Annotated in this window: 27 protein-coding genes; all 27 read right to left on the bottom strand. The window is 61.8% G+C overall.

The window, feature by feature from the left end:
• Nucleotides 1–113: 113 nt before the first annotated feature.
• Nucleotides 114–1,250 (bottom strand): flagellar biosynthesis protein FlhB, encoded by a 1,137-nt coding sequence (gene flhB / locus H3H45_RS10435; RefSeq protein ID WP_182833659.1) that lies wholly within the window; start codon nt 1,248–1,250, stop codon nt 114–116.
• A gap of 3 nt (nt 1,251–1,253) precedes the next feature.
• Nucleotides 1,254–2,030, bottom strand: a complete 777-nt coding sequence (gene fliR / locus H3H45_RS10430; protein ID WP_182833658.1) for a flagellar biosynthetic protein FliR — start codon at nt 2,028–2,030, stop codon at nt 1,254–1,256.
• Nucleotides 2,030–2,299: a flagellar biosynthesis protein FliQ gene (fliQ, locus tag H3H45_RS10425; protein ID WP_182833657.1), complete on the bottom strand. Its 270-nt coding sequence runs from the start codon at nt 2,297–2,299 to the stop codon at nt 2,030–2,032. The genes fliR and fliQ overlap by 1 nt, the downstream gene beginning before the upstream one ends.
• Nucleotides 2,300–2,309: 10 nt before the next feature.
• Entirely contained in the window at nt 2,310–3,065 is a 756-nt protein-coding gene (gene fliP / locus H3H45_RS10420) for a flagellar type III secretion system pore protein FliP (RefSeq protein WP_182833656.1), read from the bottom strand.
• Nucleotides 3,062–3,517 carry a flagellar biosynthetic protein FliO gene (fliO, locus tag H3H45_RS10415; protein ID WP_182833655.1) on the bottom strand — a complete coding sequence of 152 codons (456 nt, stop codon included), beginning with the start codon at nt 3,515–3,517 and terminating at the stop codon, nt 3,062–3,064. Before fliO ends, fliP begins: the two co-directional genes overlap by 4 nt.
• 7 nt (nt 3,518–3,524) lie before the next feature.
• Nucleotides 3,525–4,001, bottom strand: coding sequence for a flagellar motor switch protein FliN (fliN, locus tag H3H45_RS10410; RefSeq protein ID WP_182833654.1), 477 nt, complete (start codon nt 3,999–4,001; stop codon nt 3,525–3,527).
• Between the two features lie 62 nt (nt 4,002–4,063).
• A complete protein-coding gene (fliM, locus tag H3H45_RS10405; protein ID WP_182833653.1) occupies nt 4,064–5,035 on the bottom strand; it encodes a flagellar motor switch protein FliM in 972 nt (323 codons plus the stop codon).
• A gap of 13 nt (nt 5,036–5,048) precedes the next feature.
• The gene (fliL, locus tag H3H45_RS10400; RefSeq protein ID WP_182833652.1) at nt 5,049–5,585 is read right to left on the bottom strand and encodes a flagellar basal body-associated protein FliL; all 537 of its coding nucleotides are present in this window, start codon (nt 5,583–5,585) and stop codon (nt 5,049–5,051) included.
• Nucleotides 5,586–5,799: 214 nt separating this feature from the next.
• Nucleotides 5,800–7,131 (bottom strand): flagellar hook-length control protein FliK, encoded by a 1,332-nt coding sequence (locus H3H45_RS10395; protein WP_182833651.1) that lies wholly within the window; start codon nt 7,129–7,131, stop codon nt 5,800–5,802.
• Nucleotides 7,132–7,239: 108 nt separating this feature from the next.
• Nucleotides 7,240–7,590: an Hpt domain-containing protein gene (locus tag H3H45_RS10390; protein WP_182833650.1), complete on the bottom strand. Its 351-nt coding sequence runs from the start codon at nt 7,588–7,590 to the stop codon at nt 7,240–7,242.
• 28 nt (nt 7,591–7,618) lie between these two features.
• On the bottom strand, nt 7,619–9,313 hold the full coding sequence (locus tag H3H45_RS10385) for a fused response regulator/phosphatase (protein WP_182833649.1): 1,695 nt from the start codon (nt 9,311–9,313) through the stop codon (nt 7,619–7,621).
• A gap of 6 nt (nt 9,314–9,319) precedes the next feature.
• Entirely contained in the window at nt 9,320–9,625 is a 306-nt protein-coding gene (locus H3H45_RS10380) for an STAS domain-containing protein (RefSeq protein WP_182833648.1), read from the bottom strand.
• Nucleotides 9,626–9,699: 74 nt separating this feature from the next.
• The gene (fliJ, locus tag H3H45_RS10375; RefSeq protein WP_173205937.1) at nt 9,700–10,149 is read right to left on the bottom strand and encodes a flagellar export protein FliJ; all 450 of its coding nucleotides are present in this window, start codon (nt 10,147–10,149) and stop codon (nt 9,700–9,702) included.
• A 3-nt stretch (nt 10,150–10,152) separates the two neighbouring features.
• Entirely contained in the window at nt 10,153–11,511 is a 1,359-nt protein-coding gene (fliI, locus tag H3H45_RS10370) for a flagellar protein export ATPase FliI (protein WP_182833647.1), read from the bottom strand.
• Entirely contained in the window at nt 11,501–12,277 is a 777-nt protein-coding gene (gene fliH / locus H3H45_RS10365; protein ID WP_182833646.1) for a flagellar assembly protein FliH, read from the bottom strand. The genes fliI and fliH overlap by 11 nt, the downstream gene beginning before the upstream one ends.
• Before the next feature lie 15 nt (nt 12,278–12,292).
• Entirely contained in the window at nt 12,293–13,312 is a 1,020-nt protein-coding gene (fliG, locus tag H3H45_RS10360) for a flagellar motor switch protein FliG (protein WP_182833645.1), read from the bottom strand.
• A complete protein-coding gene (gene fliF / locus H3H45_RS10355; protein ID WP_182833644.1) occupies nt 13,305–15,089 on the bottom strand; it encodes a flagellar basal-body MS-ring/collar protein FliF in 1,785 nt (594 codons plus the stop codon). Before fliF ends, fliG begins: the two co-directional genes overlap by 8 nt.
• A gap of 17 nt (nt 15,090–15,106) precedes the next feature.
• Nucleotides 15,107–15,439, bottom strand: a complete 333-nt coding sequence (gene fliE / locus H3H45_RS10350) for a flagellar hook-basal body complex protein FliE (protein WP_182833643.1) — start codon at nt 15,437–15,439, stop codon at nt 15,107–15,109.
• A 165-nt stretch (nt 15,440–15,604) separates the two neighbouring features.
• The gene (gene fleR, locus H3H45_RS10345; RefSeq protein ID WP_182833642.1) at nt 15,605–17,014 is read right to left on the bottom strand and encodes a sigma-54-dependent response regulator transcription factor FleR; all 1,410 of its coding nucleotides are present in this window, start codon (nt 17,012–17,014) and stop codon (nt 15,605–15,607) included.
• Between the two features lie 4 nt (nt 17,015–17,018).
• Complete coding sequence (locus H3H45_RS10340; RefSeq protein ID WP_182833641.1) at nt 17,019–18,233, bottom strand: sensor histidine kinase; 1,215 nt, start codon at nt 18,231–18,233, stop codon at nt 17,019–17,021.
• Between the two features lie 159 nt (nt 18,234–18,392).
• A complete protein-coding gene (locus H3H45_RS10335) occupies nt 18,393–19,868 on the bottom strand; it encodes a sigma-54-dependent transcriptional regulator (RefSeq protein WP_182833640.1) in 1,476 nt (491 codons plus the stop codon).
• 193 nt (nt 19,869–20,061) lie between these two features.
• Nucleotides 20,062–20,358, bottom strand: a complete 297-nt coding sequence (gene fliT, locus H3H45_RS10330; protein WP_182833639.1) for a flagellar protein FliT — start codon at nt 20,356–20,358, stop codon at nt 20,062–20,064.
• Between the two features lie 27 nt (nt 20,359–20,385).
• A complete protein-coding gene (gene fliS / locus H3H45_RS10325; RefSeq protein ID WP_173205908.1) occupies nt 20,386–20,766 on the bottom strand; it encodes a flagellar export chaperone FliS in 381 nt (126 codons plus the stop codon).
• 98 nt (nt 20,767–20,864) lie between these two features.
• The gene (fliS, locus tag H3H45_RS10320) at nt 20,865–21,260 is read right to left on the bottom strand and encodes a flagellar export chaperone FliS (protein ID WP_182833638.1); all 396 of its coding nucleotides are present in this window, start codon (nt 21,258–21,260) and stop codon (nt 20,865–20,867) included.
• Between the two features lie 3 nt (nt 21,261–21,263).
• On the bottom strand, nt 21,264–23,018 hold the full coding sequence (gene fliD / locus H3H45_RS10315; protein ID WP_182833637.1) for a flagellar filament capping protein FliD: 1,755 nt from the start codon (nt 23,016–23,018) through the stop codon (nt 21,264–21,266).
• A 75-nt stretch (nt 23,019–23,093) separates the two neighbouring features.
• Nucleotides 23,094–23,483 (bottom strand): flagellar protein FlaG, encoded by a 390-nt coding sequence (locus tag H3H45_RS10310; protein WP_182833636.1) that lies wholly within the window; start codon nt 23,481–23,483, stop codon nt 23,094–23,096.
• A 72-nt stretch (nt 23,484–23,555) separates the two neighbouring features.
• Nucleotides 23,556–25,142 (bottom strand): flagellin, encoded by a 1,587-nt coding sequence (locus H3H45_RS10305; RefSeq protein WP_182833635.1) that lies wholly within the window; start codon nt 25,140–25,142, stop codon nt 23,556–23,558.
• Between the last annotated feature and the right edge of the window lie 262 nt (nt 25,143–25,404).

Raw genomic sequence — 25,404 nt, 5'->3', positions numbered from 1 at the left:
TGATCTGACTCCGTTCAGGTTCAGTACCACGGCAACGGCAAGGCCACCGACCTACTAGCAGGTGTAGGTCGCACGGCAGAGCTGTCAAAGGCAGGCGACGAACGTGCAGCGCACTAATCGTCGCGGCGCAGATCCGGTGGAATCGGCAGATCCGGCAGCGGCCCTGGGCGCTTGCCCTTGCCGGCGCGGAACTGCTTGAGCTGGTAGACGTAGGCCAGCACCTGGGCCACGGCCAGGTAGAGGCCGGCGGGAATTTCGTGATCGATTTCGGTGGAGAAGTACACCGCCCGCGCCAAGGCGGGCGATTCGAGCAGGGTAACCTTGTGCTCCTGGGCGATCTCACGAATCTTCAGCGCCAGGAAGTCGCCGCCCTTGGCCAGCAGCACCGGCGCATTGCCCTTGGCCGGGTCGTACTTGAGGGCCACGGCGAAGTGCGTCGGGTTGGTAATCACCACGTCGGCCTCCGGCACCTGCTGCATCATGCGCCGCTCGGCCATCTGCCGCTGCAACTGGCGGATCTTCGACTTGACCTCGGGCTTGCCCTCGCTGTCCTTGTACTCGTCGCGCACTTCCTGCTTGGTCATCATCAGCTTCTGCTTGGCATCCCAGAGCTGAAAGGGCACATCCACTGCTGCGATAAGAATCAGACCACAGGCCAGCCACAGGGTGCTCTGGCCGACGATCAGCGCACCGTGAAAAATGGCCGAGTCGACCGATTCATTGGCCAGGGCCAGCAGGTCATCCTGGTCAGCCGAAAGCACTGCAAGCCCCACCAGCAGGATGATGACGAATTTGGCCAGGGCCTTGAGCAACTCGACCAAAGCATGGGTCGAGAACATGCGCTTGAGCCCTGCCAAGGGATTCATCCGGCTGGCCTTGGGCTGCAGGGCCTCAGCCGAGAACAGCCAGCCGCCCAGGGCAATGGGGCCGACAATGGAAGCAATCAGCAGCACGATCAGAAACGGCTGCATCAATTCCAGCGCCACCTTACCGGCTGCCAGCAAATGCAGAGACATGTTGCGCTCATCCAGCAGGTCTTCGCGCGACATGCTGAAGCTGCTACGCATGATGTCCAGCAGGTCATCGCCCATCTGCGCGCCGAACATCAGCAGCGCAATGGCACCTGCCAGAGTCACCGCGAGGGTATTGAGCTCCCGCGAGCGGGCAATCTGCCCCTTCTTGCGCGCCTCTTCCAGGCGCTTACTAGTGGGTTCCTCGCTTTTGTCGGCACCGCTCTCGCTTTCCGCCATGCGTTACCTCACCCGCGCCAGTTCGCGCAGCAGTTGCAGGGCCTCGCTGGTGAACATCTGGAAATGTGCGAGGAAATCGGCGGTGCCCACCCAGAAAATGAACAGCCCCAACACCAGGGTCAGGGGAAAACCGATGGAAAAGATGTTCAACTGCGGCGCCGCGCGGGTCATCACACCGAAGGCCAGGTTGACCACCAGCAGGGCGATCACCACCGGCAGCGACAGCAGCAGGCCGGCGGCCATGACCCAGCTGAGCTTGCCGGCCAGCTCCCAGTAGTGGTCGAGCAGCAGACCCTGCCCGACCGGCAAGGTGATGAAGCTCTCGGCGAGCACCTCGAACACCACCAGATGGCCATTCATGGCCAGAAACAGCAAGGTCACCAGCATCAGCAGGAACTGGCCGAGCACCGGCACCGACACGCCGTTGGCCGGATCGACCATGGAGGCGAAGCCCAGGCCCATCTGGATGGCGATGATCTGTCCGGCCACGGCGAACAGGTGGAAATACAACTGCAGAACGAAGCCGAACATCACCCCGATCAGCACCTGTTCGCCAATCAGCAGCATCGACTGCAGGCTCACCGAGTCGACCTGCGGCATCGGCGGCAAGGTCGGTGCCAGCACCAGGCAGATCGCCAGCGCCAGGTACAGGCGCACCCGCGCCGGCACCAGTTGGGTACCGATCACCGGCATGACCATCAGCATCGAGGCGATCCGAAACAGCGGCAGGAGGAACTGCCCCAGCCAGCCGCCGATCTGTGCGTTGGTCAGTTCGAGCATCAGCCGATCAACAGCGGGATGTTCTGGATCAGGTTCTGGGTGTACTCCATCAGCTGGCGTACTAGCCAGGGTCCGGCCCAGATCAGGGTGAGCAGCATCACCAGCAGGCGCGGGACGAAGCTCAGGGTCTGTTCGTTAATCTGTGTCGCAGCCTGAAACATGGCCACCAGCAGGCCCACCAGCAGGCTGGGCATAACCAGCAGGCCGACGATCAGAGCAGTCAGCCAGAGCGCTTCACGGAACAGGTCGACGGCGATTTCCGGAGTCATATCAGCCTCGCTATAGGGTGCCGAAACTGCCGGCCAGGGTACCCATGATCAGCGCCCAGCCATCGATCAGGACGAACAGCATGATCTTGAACGGCAGCGAGATGATCAGCGGCGAGAGCATCATCATACCCATCGCCATGAGGATACTGGCCACCACCATGTCGATGATCAGGAACGGGATGAAGATCATGAAGCCGATCTGGAACGCGGTCTTCAGCTCGGAGGTGACGAAGGCCGGAATCAGGATGGTCAGCGGCGCCTGCTCCGGCGAAGCGATATCGGTACGCTTGGACAGGCGCACGAACAGCTCCAGGTCGGAGGCGCGGGTCTGCGCCAGCATGAACTCCTTGATCGGCCCCTCTGCCTTGGCGATCGCCTGCTGCGCCGGCAGCTGCTCGTTGAGGTAGGGTTGCAGGGCATCCTGGTTAATCTTGTCGAACACCGGGGCCATGATGAACAGGGTCAGGAACAGCGCCAGACCGATGAGGATCTGGTTCGACGGCGTCTGCTGCAGGCCCAAGGCCTGACGCAGAATGGAAAACACGATGATGATCCGGGTGAAGCTGGTCATCAGCATGACGAACGCCGGAATGAAGCTCAGCGCCGTCATGATCAGCAGGATCTGCAGGCTGACCGAATACTCCTGTTGCCCTTCGGCGTTGGTGCTCAGGGTAATCGCCTTGAGCGACAGAGGGTCATCGGCGCCGAACGCCAGCGGTGCCGCCAGTGCCAGCAGCAGGGTCAGCAGAATGCGCCAGGCGCTCATGTCTTGTCCTTGTCCTTGGGGCCCTGCTGATCCTTGCCGAGCAGCTCCATCAGGCGCTGGGCAAATTCCGGCGTGGCCGGTTCGGCCTCACTGAGCAGCACCGGCTCCTTGAGCACATGCAGTGGAGTGATACGCCCGGCGCTGATACCCAGAAGAATCTGTTCGCCGCCCACCTGCACCAGCAATAAACGATCACGCGGACCGAGTGCCTGGCTGGCCACCAGTTTGATCGACTGGCCACCGCGCGGGCCGAACTGCTGCACCCGGCGCATGACCCAGGCCAGGGCGAAAATCAGGCCAATCACCAGCAGCAGGCCGAACAGCAGCTGTACCAGTTGACCACCGATGCCGGCGGTAGCCATCGGCGTCACCGCTGGTGCAGCCGCTTTCGCCGGCACCTCGGCCAGGGCCATCAGTGGCAGGGCCAGCAGCAAACCGAAGAGTTTGTGCATGATCGTCTCAGCGCAGTTTCTTGATGCGCTCGCTGGGGCTGATCACGTCGGTCAGGCGGATGCCGAACTTTTCGTTGACCACCACCACCTCGCCATGGGCGATCAGCGTGCCGTTGACCAGAACATCCAGCGGCTCGCCCGCCAGACGATCGAGTTCCACCACCGAGCCCTGGTTGAGTTGCAGCAGGTTGCGGATGGAAATATCGGTGCTGCCGACTTCCATGGAGATCGATACCGGGATGTCGAGGATCACGTCCAGGTTCGGCCCGTCCAGGCTGACCGGACCATTACCGGGCTTGGGCCCGGCGCCAAACTCTTCCATCGCCACGCGCGGTGCCGCCGGCTCTGCCGCGCCACCACCCTGGGCCATCAGCGCATCGATATCATCCTGCGCGGCGTCATCGCCGGCTTCGGCCAATGCCGCAGCCCACTCATCGGCCAGTGCCTGCTCCTCGGGGGAGGTGCCTTCTTCTTCGTCTGCCATCGCTATTCCTCGGCGGGCTAATTATTGGGGCAGGCCTGGTCACACCAGACCCTGGCGCCTGCTTAACGCAAACGCTCGATAGGTTCGATTACCTGCATGGCCAGGTTGCCTTTGTGCGCGCCCAGCTTGACCTTGAACGCAGGCACGCCGTTGGCACGCATGATCACGCTTTCCGGCAACTCCACCGGAATTACGTCACCCGGCTGCATGTGCAGAATGTCGCGCAGGCGCAGCTGGCGGTGAGCCACGGTGGCACCCAGCGGTACATTGACGTCGAGGATGTCCTCGCGCAGGGCCTTGATCCAGCGCTCGTCCTGGTCGTCGACATCGGACTGGAAGCCGGCATCGAGCATCTCGCGGATCGGCTCGATCATCGAATACGGCATGGTGATATGCAGGTCGCCGCCACCACCATCCAGCTCGATATGGAAGGTCGAAACCACAACCACTTCGCTGGGGCTGACGATGTTGGCCAGTGCCGGGTTCACTTCCGAGTTGATGTACTCGAAGTTGACATCCATCACCGCGTGCCAGGCTTCCTTGAGGTCGACAAAAGCCTGATCCAGCACCATGCGCACTACGCGCAGCTCGGTCGGGGTGAACTCACGACCCTCGATCTTGGCATGACGGCCGTCGCCGCCGAAAAAGTTGTCGACCAGCTTGAACACCAGCTTGGCGTCGAGAATGAACAGCCCGGTGCCACGCAGCGGCTTCATCTTCACCAGGTTGAGGCTGGTCGGCACGTACAGCGAGTGTACGTACTCGCCAAACTTCATCACCTGCACGCCCCCCACGGCCACGTCGGCAGAACGGCGCAGCAGGTTGAACATGCTGATGCGGGTGTAACGGGCAAAACGTTCGTTGATCATCTCCAGGGTCGGCATGCGCCCACGGACGATGCGGTCCTGGCTGGTCAGGTCATAGCTTTTGACGCTGCCGGGTTCGGCGTCCGCCTCGGTCTCGACCAGGCCGTCATCGACACCATGCAGCAGCGCATCGATTTCGTCCTGTGACAGCAGGTCTTGTACGGCCATGTGTAACTCCCGCCTACTGCAACACTAGATTGGTGAACAACACCTGTTCGACCACCGTTTTTCCGGTTTCCTTCTGCGCCAGTTCCTGCACCGTGGTGGTGGCCTGCTGACGCAGCATTTCCTTACCTAGCGGGGTGATCAAGGTCGCGAAGTCCTGGCCGGAGAACATCATCACCAGACGGTTACGTAGCACCGGCATATGCACCTTGAGGGCATCCAATTCGGCCTGATCGCGGGCCATCAGGGCCACGCTGACCTGCATGTAGCGCTGTCGGCCCTGGTGATTGAAATTGACGATAAAGGCCGGCGCTATCTGTTCATAAATAGCCAGCTTCTTGACGGGAGCCGCAGACTCGGCAGCGCCCTCCTCGGCCGGCACATCCTCTTGCGCCTTGCTATCGCTCTTGCCCAGCAGGAACAGCGTGGCGCCCACCGACAGACCAACAGCCAGCAGCAGCGCCACCACGATCAGGATGATGAGCTTCAACTTGCTCTTGCCAGCGGGTTTGTCGCCATCCACTGGAGGTTGCGGCGCTTGTTTCTTTGCCATGCCAAAAATCCGTCGCTGATCAGGGTTTTGTCTGCGGTCAAAGGCTTAGGAGCAAGTGTTATGCCACCTTGTAAACAAAATAGCTGCTCAAGCGCCCGCCGACACAGCCTGCCGATATACCAAGGCACAGACCGCCTGTCACCCGAAAACGACTGCGCCCGGCGCTTTTCTCAGCACCGGGCGCAGTTTTCACCTTGAATCGAGGTGCGACAGGTCAGGCGTAGTAGTCCACCAGGCCACGCGGAGCGCTGCTGGTGGGGCTGCGAACCTCGCTGATGCCACTGAGCAATTCTTCATCCCCCCCCAGGCCGGAACCACCGGAGCGGCCGGACTGACGCTGAGAATCCTCACCGCCACCTTGCCAGCCGCGCGCCAGCGACTGATCGGAGACGTTGACATCCAGCTGGCCTATGCCCTGCTGGGTGAACATGTCACGCAGGCGCTGCATCTGCCCTTCCAGCTGGTCACGCACGTTGGCGTTGGCACTGATGAAGGTCACCTGAGCGGCCTGATCCTTGTTCATCTCGATGCGCACTTCCAGGCGCCCCAGCTCAGCCGGGTCGAGCTGGATCTCCGCCGACTTGAGGTTCTGGCTGGACAGCCACATGACCCGGTCGACCACCGCCTCACTCCACGCGCCCTGCTGCATGGCGACTGCCTGCCCCGGCACCAGCGGCAAACGCTGTGCACCAGTCGTCTGCTGGGCAATCGCCTGGCTCAAGGCGCTGAGCTTGCTGGCCAGGGCATCGGCGCGTGCGTCCGTCTGCCCCTCACGCACACCCGGCAGGCTGCTTTCCACGCTTTCGCCAAGCAGTTCGGCCGTATCCAGCTCGCTGCTTTCGCCCTCTTCTGCGGGTACGGCATCACCGGCCATTGCCGCCAGAGCATTGGCAAAGCCTTCACTGGGATTGACCGCCTTCTGCGCCGCCAAGGCCCCGGGACTCAACTGCTGCTGAGCCGCCGCCTGGTTTTGCGCCCCTATTTCCAGCGCCATACGCACACCCGGCAGACTGTTGAGCATATCCAGCTCGGGATCATGACTGGCTTCGGTAAGTGTCGCTGGCGCAGCACTGTTCACCGTCGGGGTGGTAGGCGGCAGGGTTGGCAGCGCTGTATCGCTGCTGGCCTCGCCCTCGCCTTCCGGGACAACCAGGCCTTCACCCTCAACCGCGGTTTGCGCAACCTCTTCGACGGGTAGCTGGCCTGTCATGGCCATCAGCAGCAGAGGGTCGAGGGTCGACTCTTCCTCAGCCACACCTTCCTCCGGCAAGGCCTTGCCGCTATCGGCAACAACTGGCTGCTCCGCGGCCGCCTCGCCAGCCGCCGGCTCTGCCGATTTATTCTCGTCAGCCGACCGCGCGTCGGACTTGGCTGCCGCCTCCTTGCGTTCCGCCACCTTGTTCTGACGCTCCTTGGCGTACACCTCGGCAAAGCTGGAGGCCTCGTTTTTGACGGGCTCTGGCGCATTGGCCGGAGGCTTGGCTACAGCCGCCTTGGGCCGCACATCGGGCGCGGTCTGTAACAGGAAATCCGGTGCAACGGACATGGGTACTCTCCGTTTGGGTTGGGTCGTACCGGGATATAGCAAGCAGTGGGCCAGGTTCCTGATGCGCGACCAAGAACATGCCAAAGAGCGGGAAATTGGGCGCGAAAACTAGCGGTAACGCTGGCGCTCGGCGCGAAACAGGATGCGCACGATGGCGAACTCGCGCTCGACCTGTTCGATCAGCCCAGGGGCCGCATCCAGCTGTTCGCGACGCGCAGCCTCTTCCAGCTGCTTGCACAGGCCTGCCAGTAGTGGCGCGCCCATGTTGCTGCAGCTGCCTTTGAAGCTGTGCGCAGCCAGGCGCAAAGCCTGTGCATCGGCGGCCTGCAGGGCATGCTGCAGGCTACGCAGACGCTCATCGGAGTCGGCCAGAAAAGTATCCAAGAGCACCGGATACTCGTCTTCCATGACATCCTGCAGCGCTACCAGCACATTGTTGTCGAGGTGGAGGTCGGACACCTGCTCACTCCTTGATCGCGAGCGGCGATTATGCCTGAGCCGACCAGCAGAACTCCACGCTTACCCCACGACCGTCCGCCGACCACTCGCAGTGCTGGGTCAGCTGGCGCACCAGGCGCAAGCCACGGCCACTGAGTCCGGCGCTCACCTGCGTGCAATCCAGCGCACCGACGACATCGAAACCACTGCCACTGTCCTCGACCCGCACGCGCAAACGCCCGCCCTCGGTCTGCGGCAGGAGCTCCAGATGAAAGCGCACATAGCCGTCCTGCAGTTCGCCCAGGCGCGTGGCGCGTTGCTGGTAGTACTGGGCAAAACCATCGGCATTGCACTTGAGCGCCGAGTCCAGGCCCAGCACACCATGTTCCAGGGCATTGGAGTACAACTCGGCCAGTACCGTATACAGCGCTCCGCCCTGGGCGCGCAGGCCCTGCACTTCAAGCAGTAGCTGCAACAGGAAAGGCAGCGGATTGAAGCGTTTGAGGGTTTGCGCGCGGAACTCGAAACTGGCCGACCAGTCCAGCGGGCTACTCTGGCCGCTATCGGAGAAGGCCAGCGGCGGCCGACTCAGCCCGCCCTCCTCGATCAGGCCGAGTTCGATCATGCTCACGTCGTCCTGGGCCTCGCCACGGAACGCCGCTAGCGCCTGCTGGATCTCGTCAAACAGGCGCTCGGCAGGATGCTGCCCCTCGAAAATCGCCTGCAGGCGCTGCTCACCGAACATCTGCCCATCGCTGTCGCAGGTTTCCAGCACTCCGTCGGAGAATAGGAACAGCCGATCACCCAGGGCCAGCGGATGCACCTCGTAGTGGTCATTGAAGCTGGCAGACTCCAGCACCCCCAGCGGCAGGTAGCGCGAGACCAGGGCGGTGCGTTCGCCGGTAGCCGCGTGGTACAGATAGCCATCGGGCAAGCCACCGTTCCACACTTCCACCACCCGACGCTGGAAGCTCAGGTTGAGCACCGTCGCGCAGCAGAATACCCCTACCGGCAGGATGCGTTTGAGCTTGGCATTCATCTCACGGAGGATTTCCGCCATGGAAAAACCCTTGGCGGTCATACCGTAGAACACTTCGGCCAGGGGCATGGCGCCGATGGCGGCCGGCAAGCCATGGCCGGTGAAATCGCCGAGCAGCACATGCATACCACCCGAAGGCTTGAAGGCCGCCAGCAGCAGATCACCGTTGAACAGGGCAAAGGGCGACTGCAGGTAGCGGATGTTCGGCGCATTCAGGCAGCCCGAATGCGCCACCTTGTCGAATACCGCCTTGGCCACCCGCTGCTCGGTAAGCAGGTGCTCGTTGTGCTTGGCGATCAGGTCGCGCTGGCGCATGACCGTATCCTGCAAACGACGCAGACGATCCATGGCACGGATCTTGGCTTCCAGAATGACCCGGTTGTAGGGCTTGGCGAGAAAGTCGTCGCCCGCCTCCAGGCAACGCACCAGCGCTTCGCTCTCGGTCAGCGAGGTGAGGAAGATGATCGGCACCAGTGACTCGCCAGCGCAGGCCTTGATCCGCCGCGCCGCCTCGAAACCATCCATCACCGGCATCAACGCATCCATCAGCACCAGCTGCGGACGCTCCTGCTCGAACAGCATGACCGCCTCAAGGCCATTACTGGCAGTCAGCGCGCGATGCCCCTGGCGATTGACAATAGTGGACAGCAGCATGCGATCCGCGGCGTTGTCCTCGGCAATCAGAATGGACAAGCGCGTCGGCATGCTGGCTCAGCCGATCTGGAACAGCTGTTCGAAGTTGGAGATGGACAGAATCTTGCGCACGTCCGGATTGCAATTGATCAGGCTGATGCGCGCATGGTCGCCACCGGCATGGTCTCGCAGCAGCAGGAGCATGCCCAAGGCCGAGCTGTCGAGGTAAGTGGCAGCTTTGAGATCCACCACATAACGTTTGGGAGTCATGTTCACGCGCTCGTAGGCGTCGCGGAACTCCTGGTGCGCCGAAAAATCGAAGCGCCCCTGAATCTGAATGGTCAGTTCCTGTCCGTCATTCGAGGGCAGTGCGCTGATGCTCATGAAGCACTCCTTATTGTTTGTACGTGCTGCGCTGCGACAGATTTAGCACCGGCTGTCACAGCGGGCAACCGCGATCATCGTTGATCACGCATAGGCAGGCGTTGGGCCAGTTCGTCGAGCAGTTTCTGCTCGCGTTTGTCTTCAGCCAGGCGCGCCTCATCGAGGTAACGTTGCACCAGCTTGCGTAGGCCCTCCAGACGAGCATAGCGCTGTTGCCAGATGCTGCGCGCCTTAGCCAGATTTTCGCGGTGCCAGTTGACGCTCTGATGCTGCTGGCCAATGGCGGTTTCCAGTTGCGAGAGGAAACGCTGGTAGTTCATCAGCCACTGCCCGGACACGCCCTGGCGGCCTTCGGTGATCCATTGCTGCTGGTAGTCGCCACGGTAGCGCTCGAGTTCGCCAAGTTGCGCCTCGGCCTTGCCCAGCAGGCCCTGGCAGTGGCCCAACTGACGGGCGGCTTCGCGCTCGGCGCGCTCGGCCATCTCAACTACCGGTGCCAGGCGCGCGGCACGACTGTTGGCCATTTATCAGGCCTGCGCCGTGGGATTGAAGACCTGGCTCAACTGCGTGGCGCTGGCGTCGAGCCCTTCGCTCTCCTGCAGGCCCTGGCGCAGGTAGCGCGCCATGGCCGGTTGGCGGGCGATGGCCAGATCGGTATCGGCATCACCGCCAGGTACGTAGGCGCCGACGCTGATCAGATCGCGACTTTGCTGATAACGCGACCACAGCTGCTTGAACCGCTGGGCCTGGCGCATGTGTTCCGGGCTCACCACCTGCGGCATGACCCGGCTGATCGAGGCTTCGATGTCGATGGCCGGGTAGTGCCCCTCCTCGGCAAGCCGGCGTGACAGCACGAAGTGACCGTCGAGCACGCCACGGGCAGCATCGGCGATCGGATCCTGCTGGTCGTCACCCTCGGAAAGCACGGTGTAGAACGCGGTGATCGAACCGCCACCGGCCTCGGCATTGCCGGCACGTTCTACCAGCTTTGGCAAGCGGGCGAAGACCGAGGGCGGGTAACCCTTGGTCGCTGGCGGCTCGCCGATGGCCAGGGCGATCTCGCGTTGGGCCTGGGCGAAGCGGGTCAGCGAATCCATCAGCAGCAGGACGTTCTTGCCCTTGTCGCGGAAATATTCGGCGATCCGCGTGCAGTACATGGCGGCGCGCAGACGCATCAAGGGCGCGTCATCGGCTGGCGAGGCCACCACCACCGAGCGCTTGATGCCCTCCTCGCCGAGAATCTCGTCGATGAACTCCTTGACCTCGCGACCGCGTTCGCCAATCAGGCCCACGACGATGATGTCGGCCTCGGTGAAGCGGGTCATCATGCCCAGCAGCACCGACTTACCCACACCGGTACCGGCAAACAGGCCCAGGCGCTGGCCGCGCCCGACTGTAAGCAGGCCGTTGATCGAGCGAATGCCCACATCCAGCGGCTCGCTGATCGGATGGCGATTCAGCGGATTGATCGCCGGGCCGTCCATCGGCACCCAGTCTTCGGCCTTCATCCCGCCCTTGCCATCTAGGGCGCGACCGGCGCCATCGAGCACCCGGCCGAGCATCGACATGCCCATCGGCAGACGCCCGGCATCAGGCAGCGGCACTACTCGGGCACCCGGAGCAATCCCCGCCAGGCTACCGACGGGCATGAGGAAGATCTTGCCGGCGGAGAAGCCCATCACCTCGGCCTCCACCTGCACCGGGTGGTAGCTGTCATCGTTGATCACCAGGCAGCGACTGCCCAGCGCGGCACGCAGGCCTTCGGCCTCCAGGGTCAGGCCGACCATGCGCAGCAGGCGTCCCTCGACCACCGGCTGGCTCGGCAGCTCGACCGCCTCGCTGTAGCCAACCAGGCGCTTGGCGAAACTGATCCGCTCAAGGCGCATCGGGCATATCCAGGTCCACGCGGATATCCGCCTCAGGCGGATTGGTCACTTGCGTGCGCTGCTGCTCGAACAGCTGCTTGAGCGCCAGCGCCATACGCGTTTCTATGCTCGCATCGATGCGGCTGTGCTCGCTCTCCACCCGGCAACCGCCAGGCAGCAGGGATTCGTCCTCGACAATCCGCCAGTTTTCTTCATGGCGCTCGCGCAGGGCTTTGACCAGTTCGAAATCCTGCGGATGAATGTGAATGCGGATATTGCTGGCACCCATCGGCAGAAGGACCAGCGCCTCGCGCAGGACGCTGCGGATCTGACTGGAGTCGGTGGTCAGCTCGCGCTGGATCACCTGGCGGGTCATCTGGCTGACCAGGTTGACCAGGGCCTGTTCCAGCTCCTGATCCTGGTTGGCGATGGGTTCCAGCAGCTGGCTCATCAGCTGTTCCAGACTCTTGACCTTGAGGGCCAGGGCCGCCTCGCCTTCCTGCTTGGCCTTGAGCTGGCCGGCGTGGAAGCCATCCTTCTCGCCGATGGCAAAGCCTTCGTTGTAGGCATCCTGACGGATCGCCTCGACTTCATCGAGCGTCAGCGGTTTGACTTCCTCGATGGCAACCTCTTCCATCTGCGGCTGCAGCTCGGGTTCGGCAACCGGTTCGGGCTCCGGCTCGGCCGGCACTTCCACGGCAGGATCGAAGCTGGGCAAGGCCCAGCGATCGAAACCGCCGACATCCTTGGCGCGAATCAGCTCGCTGGGGGCTTCCTTGGGGGCCATGCCGGTGTCCGCCGCTTAGATCATCGCTTCGCCGCCCGCGCCGCCGAGAACGATCTCGCCAGACTCGGCCATGCGACGGGCAATGGTGAGGATTTCCTTCTGCGCGGTCTCGACGTCGCTGACGCGAACCGGCCCCTTGGCGTCCAGGTCGTCGCGCAGCAACTCGGCGGCGCGCTTGGACATGTTCTTGAAGACTTTTTCCTTGATTGCTTCGTCGGCGCCCTTGAGCGCCAGCACCAGCACATCGGACGACACCTCGCGCAGCAGCGCCTGGATGCCCTTGTCGTCGACATCGGCGAGGTTGTCGAAGACGAACATCAGATCTTCGATCTGGGTCGACAGGTCTTCGTCGACTTCGCGGATCGAGTCCATCAGTTGGCCTTCGATCGAACTGTCGAGGAAGTTCATGATGTCCGCGGCGCGCTTGACCCCGCCGAGGTTGGCGCGGGTGGTATTGGAGCTGCCGGAAAACTGCTTCTCGAGGATCAGGTTGAGTTCCTTGAGCGCCGCCGGCTGCACGGTGTTCAGCGAAGACACGCGCAGGACGATGTCCAGGCGCACCTTGTGGTCGAAGTGGCCAAGCACCTCACCGGCCTGATCCGGGTCGAGGTACGCGACCACGATGGCCTGGATCTGCGGGTGTTCGTAGCGGATCACGTCGGCCACGGCGCGCGGTTCCATCCATTTCAGGCTGTCCAGACCGCTGGTGCTGCCGCCCAGGAGGATACGGTCGATCAGGTTGCCGGCCTTGTCCTCGCCCAGGGCGGCGGTGAGCATCTTGCGGATATAGGCATCGGAGCCCACCCCCAGGCTGGTCTGATCGCCGACAATATCGACGAACTCGCCCATCACCTGCTCGACCTGCTCACGCTGCACATTGCGCATGCCGGCCATGGCCACGCCGACCCGCTGTACTTCCTTCGGCCCGAGGTGGCGCAGCACCTGCGCGGCATCGGTTTCGCCGAGGGACAGCAAGAGAATGGCGGCCTTGTCGACCTTGCTCAGTTTGGTGAGGCGGACGTTTTCGTTACTCATCGGCGTTGATCCACTCTTTCACAACCTGGGCAACGCGGCCCGGATCTTCTGCCACCAAACTCTTGATGGCGTTCAATTGTGCATCATACCCCTCGGAGGGGCTCGGCAGCAGAATGCTCTGCGGGCCACCGAGGCTGACGCGATCGGCCGACAGCTCGCCGTCCAGGCCGCCCATGTCACCCAGCTCGACATTGCCATCGGCGCCCACCCCGCCTTTGTTCGGGTTGGCGATGTTCTTCATCACCGGACGCAGGACGAACCAGACCAGGATGAAGATCAGCAGTGCCGGCACCAGTTGTCTCAGCCCGCCCATGGCCATCAGGAACAGTTCGTTCTGGTACCAGGGCAGTTCGACGACATCGGCCAGGTCGGTGGTGAACGAGGTGTTGATCACGCTGACACTGTCACCGCGGCTGGCATCGAAACCCACGGCGTCCTGCACCAGGCGAGTGAAGCGCGCCAGTTCCTCGGCACTCCAGGGCGCACGGCTGGCTTCGCCGGTTTCTGCGTTGATCTTGACCTGATCGTCGAGCACCACTGCTACCGACAGGCGCTTGAGGCGGCCCTGCTGCTGCTTGGTGTAGCTGATCGAACGGTCCAGCTCGAAGTTGCGGGTGGACTGCTCGCGCTTGTCCGCCGGATAAGGTGCCAGCATCGGCAGACCGGTCGCCGGATCGATGACCTGTTGACCATTGGCATCCAGCAGCGGCTGCCCAGAGGCCACCGGCCCAGGCGGCGCCGGTGCCGCTGCAGCCTGCTCCGGCGCGGAGGCGGCACCTGGCGGCTGGTTGCTCAGGGCACCCGGCACGCCTTGCGGCGGCAGGCTGCTGGAGCGCTGTTCGTTGACCTGCTGCTCGCTGCGCAGGGCCGGTTGGTCTGGGTTGAACATTTCCGAAGTTGATTCGACTGCGCTGAAGTCGACATCCGCCGACACTTCCGCCTTGTAGCGACCGGTGCCCAGCACCGGCTGCAGGATGTTGTGCACGCGCTGGGTGAACAGGCTTTCCATGCGCCGGCTGTAGTCGAACTGCTTGCCGGCCATGGTCAGCTCGGACATTTCCTGCTGATCGGAGAGCAGGTTGCCTTTCTGGTCGACCACGGTGATCTGCGATTTGCTCAACTCCGGCACGCTGGTGGCGACCAGGTTGACGATGGCCATAACCTGACTCGGCTCCAGGGTACGGCCCGGGTACAGCTCGACCAGCACCGAGGCGCTCGGCTTGCGCTCATCGCGCACGAACACCGAACTTTTCGGAATGGCCAGGTGCACGCGAGCACCTTTGACATTGTTCAAGCTGGAGACGGTGCGCGCCAGTTCGCCTTCCAGGCCGCGACGGTAACGCGTGGCCTCCATGAACTGGCTGGTACCCAGGCCTTGCTCCTGATCGAGGATCTCGAAGCCGATGTTGCCGTCGCTCGGTGCCACGCCGGCGCCGGCCAGTTTCAGCTGCGCACGGCCATAGTCTTCGGACTTGACCAGCAGCGCGCCGGAGTTCGGCTCGATGGTGTAGGCGATATCGGCAGCGGCCAGGGTCTCGATAACCTGGTTGGTGTCCATCCCCGCCAGGTTGCTGTACAGCGGACGATAATCCGGCTGTTGCGACCAGAGCACCACAGCGAAACCAATCGCCACGCTGGCGGCCAGGCCGACCAGCAGGCCGATCTGCCGCAGCATCGACATGTCGGAGAGGTTTTCCAGGAACGACAAACCGAGCAAGGGTTTCTTCGGTTCCGCCGCCGTGGTGGCGGGCATATTTGCAGCGACTGCTTCAGCCATGACTCAATTCCGCTCTGTTAAACCGGCATCTGCATGATGTCTTGGTAGGCCTGGACCAGCTTGTTGCGCACCTGGGTCATGGCCTGGAAGGAAACACTGGCTTTCTGCGAGGCGATCATCACGTCGGTGATGTCGACGCCGCCCTGGCCCATCTCGAAGGCGTTGGCCAGTTGCGTCGAGGCCTGCTGGGTCTCGTTCACCTTGCCCACCGCCTGGCCGAGCATCTCGGAGAAGCTCGGCGCACCCGGCTCCGGCGCGCTAATGGCAGGCGGCTTCTGCTTGGCCATGGCCTCCATCTGCATGGAGCGCATTTCCAACATCAGGCGATTGAACTCGACACCTTGACTCATGATCGTTCTCCGGCGGCCGCGGTTTTTTGACGCTACGCGGCTCTGTAAAGAGGTATCTGCAACAAGGGTGCCAAAAAGAAAGGCCCGCACGGGCGGGCCAAAGAGGGGTCTAGCGTGAAGCGTTCAGCCAGAGGACTGGCTGACTACTCAAGGAGCTATAGGCTCCTAGCTGGCGAACAGGTAAGCCTCGACATCCATACCGGCATCCCGCATCTGCGCCAGCTTGTAACGCAGGGTGCGCGGGCTGATGCCCAGGCGCTCGGCGGCCTCCTTGCGACGACCACGCTCGGAGCGCAGGGTATCGATGATCATCTGGAACTCACGGCGCCGCAGGTCGTCCCCCAGGGCACCGGATGCCTCCGCCGGCGACTCCTGCTCCAGCGGAGCCGGGCTGTTGATCACCAGACTGAGCGGTGGCGCAGTCATCGGCAGCGGCGCCATGCCGATAGGCGCGGTCAGACACAAGTCATGGGGCTGGATCAGCCCACCTTGCTGCAGGATCAGCGCACGCTGAATGGCGTTATCCAGTTCGCGCACATTACCCGGCCAGGGATGGGCAATCAGGCAGGCACGCGCCTGCGGAGAAAGCTGCACGGCGCCGTGATTCATTTTTTTGACGTGCTTGGCCAGCAGGCGCTCGGCCAGCGGCAGAATATCGGCAGTACGCTCGCGCAGGGCACGCCACGCCAGCGGGAAGACCGACAGGCGATAGTAGAGGTCTTCACGGAAACGCCCAGCAGCGACTTCGCCGGCCAGATCGCGGTTGGTGGTGGCCAGTACGCGGATATCCAGGGTGATCGGCTTGCGCGCGCCAACCCGCTCCACTTCGCGCTCCTGCAACACCCGCAGCAGCTTGGCCTGCAGCGCCATGGGCATCTCGGAAATTTCATCGAGCAGGATGGTGCCACCTTCGGCCAGCTCGAACTTGCCTGGCTGAGCGGCGATGGCGCCAGTGAACGCGCCCTTCTCGTGACCAAACAGGGTGGCTTCGAGCATGTTGTCCGGAATCGCCGCGCAGTTGATCGCAATGAACGGCTTGCCGGCCCGCGGCGATTGCTGGTGGATGTAGCGCGCCAGCACCTCCTTGCCGGTACCGGACTCGCCGGAGATCAGCACGGTCGAATCGCTGCGTGCCACCCGCGCGGCCAGCTCCAGCAATTGCAGGCTGGCCGGCTCGCAGGCAATCGGACCATCGCAATCGCTGGCACTGAGGCGGCCAAGTGCGTGACGAGCGACCAGATCCAGCAGGGCCTTGGGCTCGAAGGGTTTGACCAGGTAATCCGCAGCGCCCTGACGGATCGCATCCACCGCGCGCTCCACGGCGCCATAAGCGGTCATCAGCAGCACCGGCAGTTGCGGGTAACGGCTGCGGATCAAGGCCAGCAGTTGATGGCCGTCCATGCCCGGCATGTTGACGTCGCTGACCACCAGGCTGAAGGCCTCCTCGGTCAGCGCGACTAATGCCTCTTCGGCGCACGCCACGGCACGCAGGTCATGGCCGCCGAGCAGCAGGGTGTCGGCCAGTGCCTCGCGCAACGCGCGGTCATCTTCGACCAGCAGAATTTTGGCAGTCATGGCATTACTCCTGAGAAACCGGATGCGCTGCGGGCAGCAGCGGCAGAACGAGGGTGGCACAGGTGCCGCGGCCCACCCGCGAGCGCAGTTGCAGCTCGCCTTGGTGGGCACGTGCCACGGCCTGGACCACAGCCAGGCCGAGGCCGGTGCCGGTGGTCTTGGTGGTAAAGAACGGCTCGCCGAGGCGCGCCAGGGTCGCCGGATCGATACCGTCGCCGTTATCGCTGACGCACAGGCGCAAGGTGTTGCCACGGGCGTACAGATGAATCTTCAGACGCGCCTCGCGGCCGGCCGCCTGAATCGAGTTCTGGATCAGATTGAGTACGGTGCCGACCAGGGTGTCGCGGTTGCACAGCAACTCGCCGGCGCGGGCATCGCATTGCCAGCGCACGCTCATGTCCTGCACATGCACCTCGGCGGCGGCGCGCAGGGCATCGAAAAATACCGACGGCGCGATACGGTTGGGCAAAGGCAACTCGCCGCGGGCAAACACCAGCATGTCACGCACTTGGTGCTCCAGCTCATGCAGGCGCTCCTTGAGGCGCCCGGCGAAGCGCTGCTGCTGCTCCAGAGGCAAGGCCTGCTCGGTCAGATGGCTGGCATACAGCAGTGCCGCGGACAGCGGCGTACGAATCTGGTGGGCCAACGAGGCGACCATGCGGCCGAGGGCCGAGAGGCGCTCATGACGGGAGAGTTGATCCTGCAGGCGACGGGTTTCCGTCAGGTCAGTCAAAAGCACAAGCTGCCCCGGCTCGCCATGCAACGAACGGGTGGCAATGGATAGCCGGCGGCCATCCTTGAGGGAAATTTCATGACCATCATCTTCGCGTGGGGCAAAACTGCGGCTGATGACTTCACGCCAGAGCATGCCAACCAGCGGCTTCACCAGCAGAGTACGCGCCACCGGATTGGCCTCGCGGACCACGCCCTGGCCGTCGATCACGATCACCCCACCGGGGAGCAGATCGAGCAGGCTTTGGAGGCGATGGGCCAAGCGCTCCTTCTCCGCCAGCTCCTGCATGCGCTGGGCGCTGACCAGAGCCAGCTGCCCCTTGAGCTCGGTAACCCGAGCCTCAAGCATGCTGTAGGAGGCCGTGAGCTGCGTCGACATCTGGTTGAACAGCTCGAACGCCTGCTCCAGGCTGGCACGACTGGCCTGTTCAACCGGCGCGGCAACGGCGGCTTGAGGACTCGGGGATGGTTGGGCAGCTTGGCTCATGCTCTTCTCTCGCTTGGCAAACCGTCAGAAGACGGTCAGTCAGAAGAGTCATAGCAATCGCCGTGCCTAAAAAAATATTGTTTATTTTCAGATACTTAAAAAATAAAGCCGGAGGCTGCGTCAAAGCTCCGGCTTTAGGGGCTGGGTGAAGCGGCTTTCTCAGTCCTCTTCCCCTCCCTCCTCGTCCCGCCGACTCATGCCGTACTTGCGCATCTTCTCTACCAGCGTGGTGCGGCGGATACGCAGACGCTCGGCAGCTCGCGCCACGACCCCACCGGCGTCATCCAGGGCTTGCTGGATCAGTCCCTGCTCGAGGTTACCCAGGTAGTCCTTGAGGTCGAGGCCTTCCGGCGGCAGCATGGCTGCCGTAGAAACACCGGGGAGCCCAGCGCCAATGGCGGCGCGCTCCTCGAACTCCTCACGCAGACTGGTCGCCAGCTGTTCGTCTTCGTCATCGACATGACGGAACTTCTTCGGCAGCTCGCCAACGCCGATCACCCCATAGGGATGCATGATCGCCATGCGCTCGACCAGGTTTGCCAGCTCACGGACGTTGCCCGGCCAATCGTGGCGGCACAGCGACATGATCGAAGCAGAGTTGAAACGAATCGAACCGCGCTTTTCGAACTCCATGCGCGAGATCAGTTCGTTCATCAGCAACGGGATGTCTTCCACCCGCTCACGCAGGGGTGCCATCTCGATGGGAAATACGTTGAGGCGATAGTAGAGGTCCTCGCGGAAGGTGCCCTCTTCGATCATCTTTTCCAGATCTTTGTGCGTGGCCGCAATGATGCGTACATCGGCACTCTGCGTCTTGTTGCTGCCAACGCGCTCGAAGGTACGCTCCTGCAGCACGCGCAGCAGCTTGACCTGCATCGGCAGCGGCATATCGCCGATTTCGTCGAGAAACAGGGTGCCGCCATTAGCCAGTTCGAAACGTCCAGCACGGCTGGTGATGGCGCCGGTGAACGCGCCCTTCTCATGGCCGAACAGTTCGCTCTCCAGCAACTCAGCGGGAATCGCCCCGCAATTGACCGGCACGAACGGCGCTTCGCGACGCTTGGAGTGGTAGTGCAGGTTACGCGCGACCACTTCCTTGCCGGTGCCGGATTCACCAAGAATCAACACGCTGGCTTCGGTATCGGCCACCTGCTGCATCATCTGCCGCACCTGATGGATGGCACGACTGGTGCCCACCAGGCTGCGGAACAGGTTGGGTTCGCGCTGCCGGCCACGCTCGCGCGCCTGGTCGTACATCTCGCGGTAGACCTGGGCGCGGTGCAGGGAATCGAGCAACTTGTTGTAGCTGGCCGGCATTTCCAAGCTGGCCAGCACACGCCGACGCAGATCCTCCGACCAGTCGGCCGGGGCAGCTTCGCCAATCAGCAGCAGCGGCAGGTTCTCGTCCCAGGCCGTCAACTGCTTGAGCAGCTCCAGGGCACCGCCCTTGACTTGCACGTCGCCCAGCAGCACGCAAAGCACGGTGCGGCTCGAGTCCAGCGGCGCTACCGCCTCACGCCATGTGGCGCTATCGCAGGAGAAGTGCTCTTCACCGAGAAAATTGAGGATCACCGCCAGATCACGGCGGCGCTCGCTGTTGTCGTCAATCAGCAGGATCTTAGTTTCACGCCACATCTTATTAGGGTCTGACTCGCGAGCTGAAAATGAAGTTGCTCACTAAGGTCGTGGGCAACACCGGCAATTGGCCACTAGTAAAGTCAAAAATCAGGCGTGAGTCAATTTTATGACGTGAATTTTCTGCTTTTAAGCGATAAAAATTTGCTGCAAGAAGGGATAGTAAAGGACAACAGCCCATTGAAGGGCTGTATCAGGTGAACAGCTGGTAAACCTTGGCACCTTGCTGCGACTGGTTGAGCTGCACCAACTCGCCCGCCAGACGCCGTTGCTCGCTCTGGCACATGGTCACCAGTTCGCGATAGAGGTCGAGCAACTCCTGCATGCGCTCACGCAGCACACCTTCATCGTGCTCCGCCTCGACCATGGCCTCGTCAACCGCTTGCCGGCACTGGGCATCAAGCTCACCGATAGCCATCCAGTCCTGGCGAGCCAGGGCGTCACGCAAGGCACTGCCGGTCGCTTCGAGACGTTGCACAGATGAACTCATGACATTCCCCCTCGGTTACGGAAAGCCTTAGTGGCTGATGGCATCCCAACCGGATTTCACATTACGCAGCAGCCCCGCCACTTCATCGACCAGAGCCACATCATTGTTCAGGTTAGCCTCGATCAGGCGAGAAACCATATACTCGTAAAGCCGATCGAGGTTGGCAGCGACTTCACCGCCCTGCTGCAGATCCAGCCCTTCACGCAGGCCACCGATGATACCAATAGCCTTGCTGATCAGCTCACCCTTGATTGCCACCTGACCATGCTGCATGGCACCACGCGCCTGCGCCAGACGTGACATACCACCTTCCATCAACATCTGGATCAGTCGATGCGGGCTGGCATCGCCAACCTGCGCTTGGGTATTGACGGTTTGATACTGCTTGAGGGCCGCCATCGCGTTCATGATCACTCCACTGAACATTGCCTGGATACATCTTATGTATCGGCAATCCGGTGGACAGCTTTAACGCGAAAGACGCAGGAAAGGACGAAAAACGCAAATTAGCCGGCTGTCGCCGCAGGCTCTACCTCGGGACCGATAGCATCCCAGGCGGTCTTGATCTGGGTCAGCAATGCATGCACTTCATCGAGGCTGCTCAGGGTGCTATCCAGCGCCACGCCAGCCAGCTGGCGAGTCATATAGTCGTAGAGAGCATCGAGGTTTTCCGCGATCTCGCCACCCAGATCCTTGTCCAGACCGGCCTGCAGCACACCCAGGATGGTGATGGTGCTACCTACCGCAAGGCCACGAATCTCGGTATCCCCTTCTGCCTGCGCATGGCGCGCCAGACGAACACGCTCAAGGGCACCGTCCAGCAACATCTGCACGGTACGGTACGGCGATACGTCCTGGCTGGTCTTGACCTGCTTGTAGGTATCGATGGGTTTCTTGCTCATCTATCAATCCTTCTTCACGAAGCCCGGCAGGCTCGCCAGTTGGCTGGTCAGACTCTCGCTGGTCTTCTGCAAGCGCGCAACCAGACTGTCCATCGCGGAGTACTGCGCAACCAGACGCGCCTGAACCTTCTCGATGCGCAGATCCAGCGCTTCACGCTGATCATCGATATTGGCCAGAGTGCCGGAGAGCGACTTGGTGCGCTGATCGAGCACACCATCACTTTTCAGATAGTTGCCGACATTGCTCTCCAGCCGCGTCATCAAGCCATTGCTGCCACTGAAGTACTCGGCCACCCCTTCGAAGTTGTTATCCAGGGCAGTACTCAGCTTAGTGTCATCGATCTTCAGCGTACCGTCCTTCTGGGTGGTAATACCCAGCTCAGCCAGAGCACGCGCACCATCCGGGCCGGTCATCTTAACCAGCTCATTACGAATACCGGACATCAGGCCACGTACCGTGACATCACCCACCAACGGCCCGGCCACAGGGTTCCCGTCGGTTACCGGGACAACGGCGCTCAGCTGCCCAACAGTACTGATAAGGCTGTTATAGGCGTCGACAAACTTCTGCACATTGCTTTTAACCGTGCCCTTGTCGACACCGACCGTGACATCGACGGTCTTGCCGGCCAGAAGATCGGCGCTACTTTGGGCGCTGACCAGATTGAGGGTAAGACCGTCAATCGCGGTGGTCACCGTATTGCTATCACTGGTGACCTGCAGACCGTCGACATAAAGAATGGCCGACTGCGCCCTGGTGATCACCCCGGAAGCACCAGTGGTGGAATCGGGGCCTGCGCTAGTCGCGGTCACGCCAACAGCCGGATTGAGCGCAGTCAGGGCATTAGTACCCGTCACCCCACCCGAGGAAGTGGCGGCAAACGTAAGATCGCTTCCATTCGTGGAACTCAGGACCAGGCGAGCACCCGAACTGTCTGTCTCGATGACTGCCGAAATACCCTGCGGGTTGCCATTGATGTTGATCATGTCGCGAACGTCTTCGAGCGTGAAGCCATCAGCGATGCTCACGTTCAGATTGACGCCGCCAGAACTGATTGCAATATCACCGGCCTGGAAAGTAGAAGTCCCGCCGCCGGCAATGTTGCTCAATTCCAGGTTGACGGAAGGCTGGAACGCCTGGGTGGTCAGGGCCACAGTGCCGCTAGTGACACCATCTTCGGTAGCGGCCACCTGGATATCATTGCCCTCACCGGTCTTGCTGGAGCTGAGCACCAGACGCGAACCCGATGCATCGGTGACGATAGTGGCACTTATCCCTGCGCTCTTGCCTTCTGCGTTGATGCTGTCGCGAAGGCCACTGAGGGTATTGTTGTCTGCAGTGACATCGACTTCGATACTGGAGGAGCCGGCCGATATGGTCAGCTTACCGCTATTGAACGTGGTGCCTGAGGTGCTGGACACCGACTGCAAGGCGACCTTGCTGCTGGAGGCGAGCTGCTGCACCTGCATGCTGTACTTGCCGGCATCTGCCGAGCTGGCGGCCTTGGCCGTGAGTACGCTGCTGTTGTTGGATGATGCAGTACGCGTCTCAAACACCGAAGCCTTGCTCAGGCTTTGGATGGCTGTTTGCAGACCGCTGAGCGAGCCCTTGAGGGTGCCAAGCGCAGAGAAGCGCGAGGTGGTGACTTTTTCCAGTCGATCCAGTTGCTGGGTTTTCGGAGCTTTCTCCGCATTTACCAGCGCTGTCACGATGCTATCGATATCGATGCCCGATCCGATGCCCAGAATACCAGCCATGTTACACCTCGCCAAAAATATGACTATTCACGCCTTGTGAGCGCATAACAGTCAAAAGCCATGCCAAACTTTACGTCAGGCTTCGGCCTTGAACAGCAGACTACGAACCTCTTGCAAGCTCTCAGCCAGCTGCAGCGCCTCTTCCGAGGGAATTTGTCGGATGATGTCCCCGGAGGTGGAGTCAGTGACTTTCACTACCACCCTGCCGGAAGTATCTTCCAGAGAAAAATTGATATTACGGCGCACCGACTGCACGAACTCTTGAATGGTTGAAACAGCAGATTCAACCTGTTCGCGCGAGATGCTCGCGGTTTCGCCTGGTGCCGTTTGGGCCGCTCGCTCTTCGCCGGCCGGCTCAGCACCTACTACCTGCTTGCGCGCAGTGTCCACGGGAGTTGCGGCAGAAGCCGAACGCCCTGTGGCAAGCGCCGGATTCAGCGAATTCTTGATTGAGCCAACGTCCATAATTTTCTCCTCACAACGAGGGAACGGGGAGAAGAGCTGCGCCCTTCTCCCCGTAGTCTAGCGCCTCTAGCCTTAGCCGAGCAGGCTGAGTACAGCCTGCGGCAGCTGGTTGGCCTGAGCCAGGATTGCGGTACCGGCCTGCTGCAGGATCTGGTTTTTAGTCAGTTCCGAAGTTTCCGCAGCGTAGTCGGTGTCGCGAATCCGGCTACGAGCAGCCGAGGCGTTCTCGCCGATGTTCTGCAGGTTCGAGATGGTGTTCTCGAAGCGGTTCTGCACAGCACCGAGTTGAGCACGCTGGCTGTCGATGTTGGAGATCGCGGCGCTGATAATACCCAGGGAGTTCTGCGCACCGATGGAGGTGCTGATATCGACGCTGTCGACCGCCTCCAGGTTGCTGAACACACTGGCGGCCTGCACACCACCGTCAATACTGTCGAAGTTCTCGACCTGGAAGGCATCGGCAGACTCGAAGCGTACCTGACCGACCGATACAGCACCGGCACCGGCAGCCAGAGTAGCTACCGCACCGACCAGATCGCTGGCGTCTTCAAGGTCGTCGACACCGTTGTCGCCGTTGAAGGACAGGCTCTGCAGGTCAGCACCTACAGCGGCACCACCTTCCACTTCAGCAGCCCACTCGGTGATGACGATGTCGTCACCGCGCTCGCTGGTCATTTCCACGGTGCCGTCGTTGTTGATCTTGGCGGAGATACCAGTACGACCGGTCTCCTTGTTGATCTCGTCGGCCAGGGCGGACAGGTCGCTCCAGTCAGAGATGCTGGCGGAGATTGCCACGCCATCGCTCTCTTCGGCGTTATTCGAGCCGTAGAGGGTGAAGCTGATGGTGCCTGGATCGGTAGTGGTGCCAGTCAGGTTCTCCAGGCGAGCCGAAGTACGAGCAGTGGCGGTCACACCGGTGGAGCCGGACACGCCATTCACAGCCTCAGCCAGCTCACGAGCAGAGCTGCCGTCATTCAGGGCAACCGAAGCATCGCCCAGCTTGCCGGAGATGGTCAGACCATCACTGGTAGCCGGCGAAGAGGCGTAGCCATAGGCAGTGGTGTAGGCAGCGAAGTCAGCCACAGCCGAGGCGGCAATACCATCCTGCGAGTTGGTGGTATCGGCAACGCTGCTATTGAAGCGGCTGGCACCGATACGCGAAGCACCGGCGGCACCGATCGATACACTGATGGTCTCGAAGGCGTTGGCACCCACCTGGAAGCTCTGCGAGCCAAAGGTACCGTCGAGGATCTTGCGGCCACCGAAACTGGTGGTGTCGGCGATACGGTTCAGTTCCTGTTGCAGCTGAGCGACTTCAGACTGCAGGGCGGCACGTTCACTGGCGCCGTTGGAGCCGTTAGCCGACTGCAGAGCCAGGTCACGCATACGCTGCAGGATGCCGGTGGACTGCTGCAGGGCACCTTCAGCGGTCTGCGACAGGGATATACCGTCGTTGGCGTTGCGGGTGGCAACGTTCAGACCGTTGATCTGGCTGGTCAGACGGTTGGAGATCTGCAGACCGGCTGCGTCGTCTTTGGCGCTGTTGATGCGGAAACCGGTGGAAAGGCGCTGGAGGGAAGTATCCAGACCCTTGGACGAGGTGTTGAGGTTACGCTGAGTGTTCAGCGAGGCTACGTTGGTGTTGACTGTCAGGGCCATGGTGTTTGCCTCCAAAGGACCGTACTAACTGGGTTTGCCTGAGCTTGCGAGCTTTGGGCCTGCTTTGCTCAGACGCCCCGTGAAGTTCGCATTCGATCTTTGTATCGGCGTTACCCGGCGCAACTTTAGGAGGCTTTAACGAGGAAAAATCATTTTTTTTATTTCATTAAAAACAAACAGTTAGCCAATTTAATAAGTAAAAAACTGATTTCCACTGGAAGTTTGACGCGCCACAGCAGTGCTTTTGCGGTGGCGCATCAAG

The organism is Aquipseudomonas guryensis (assembly GCF_014164785.1).
In the GTDB taxonomy this organism is placed as follows: Bacteria; Pseudomonadota; Gammaproteobacteria; order Pseudomonadales; family Pseudomonadaceae; genus Aquipseudomonas; species Aquipseudomonas guryensis.
Note: the sequence above shows the minus strand (reverse complement) of the source record. Positions and strands in the feature narration are given on the sequence as shown.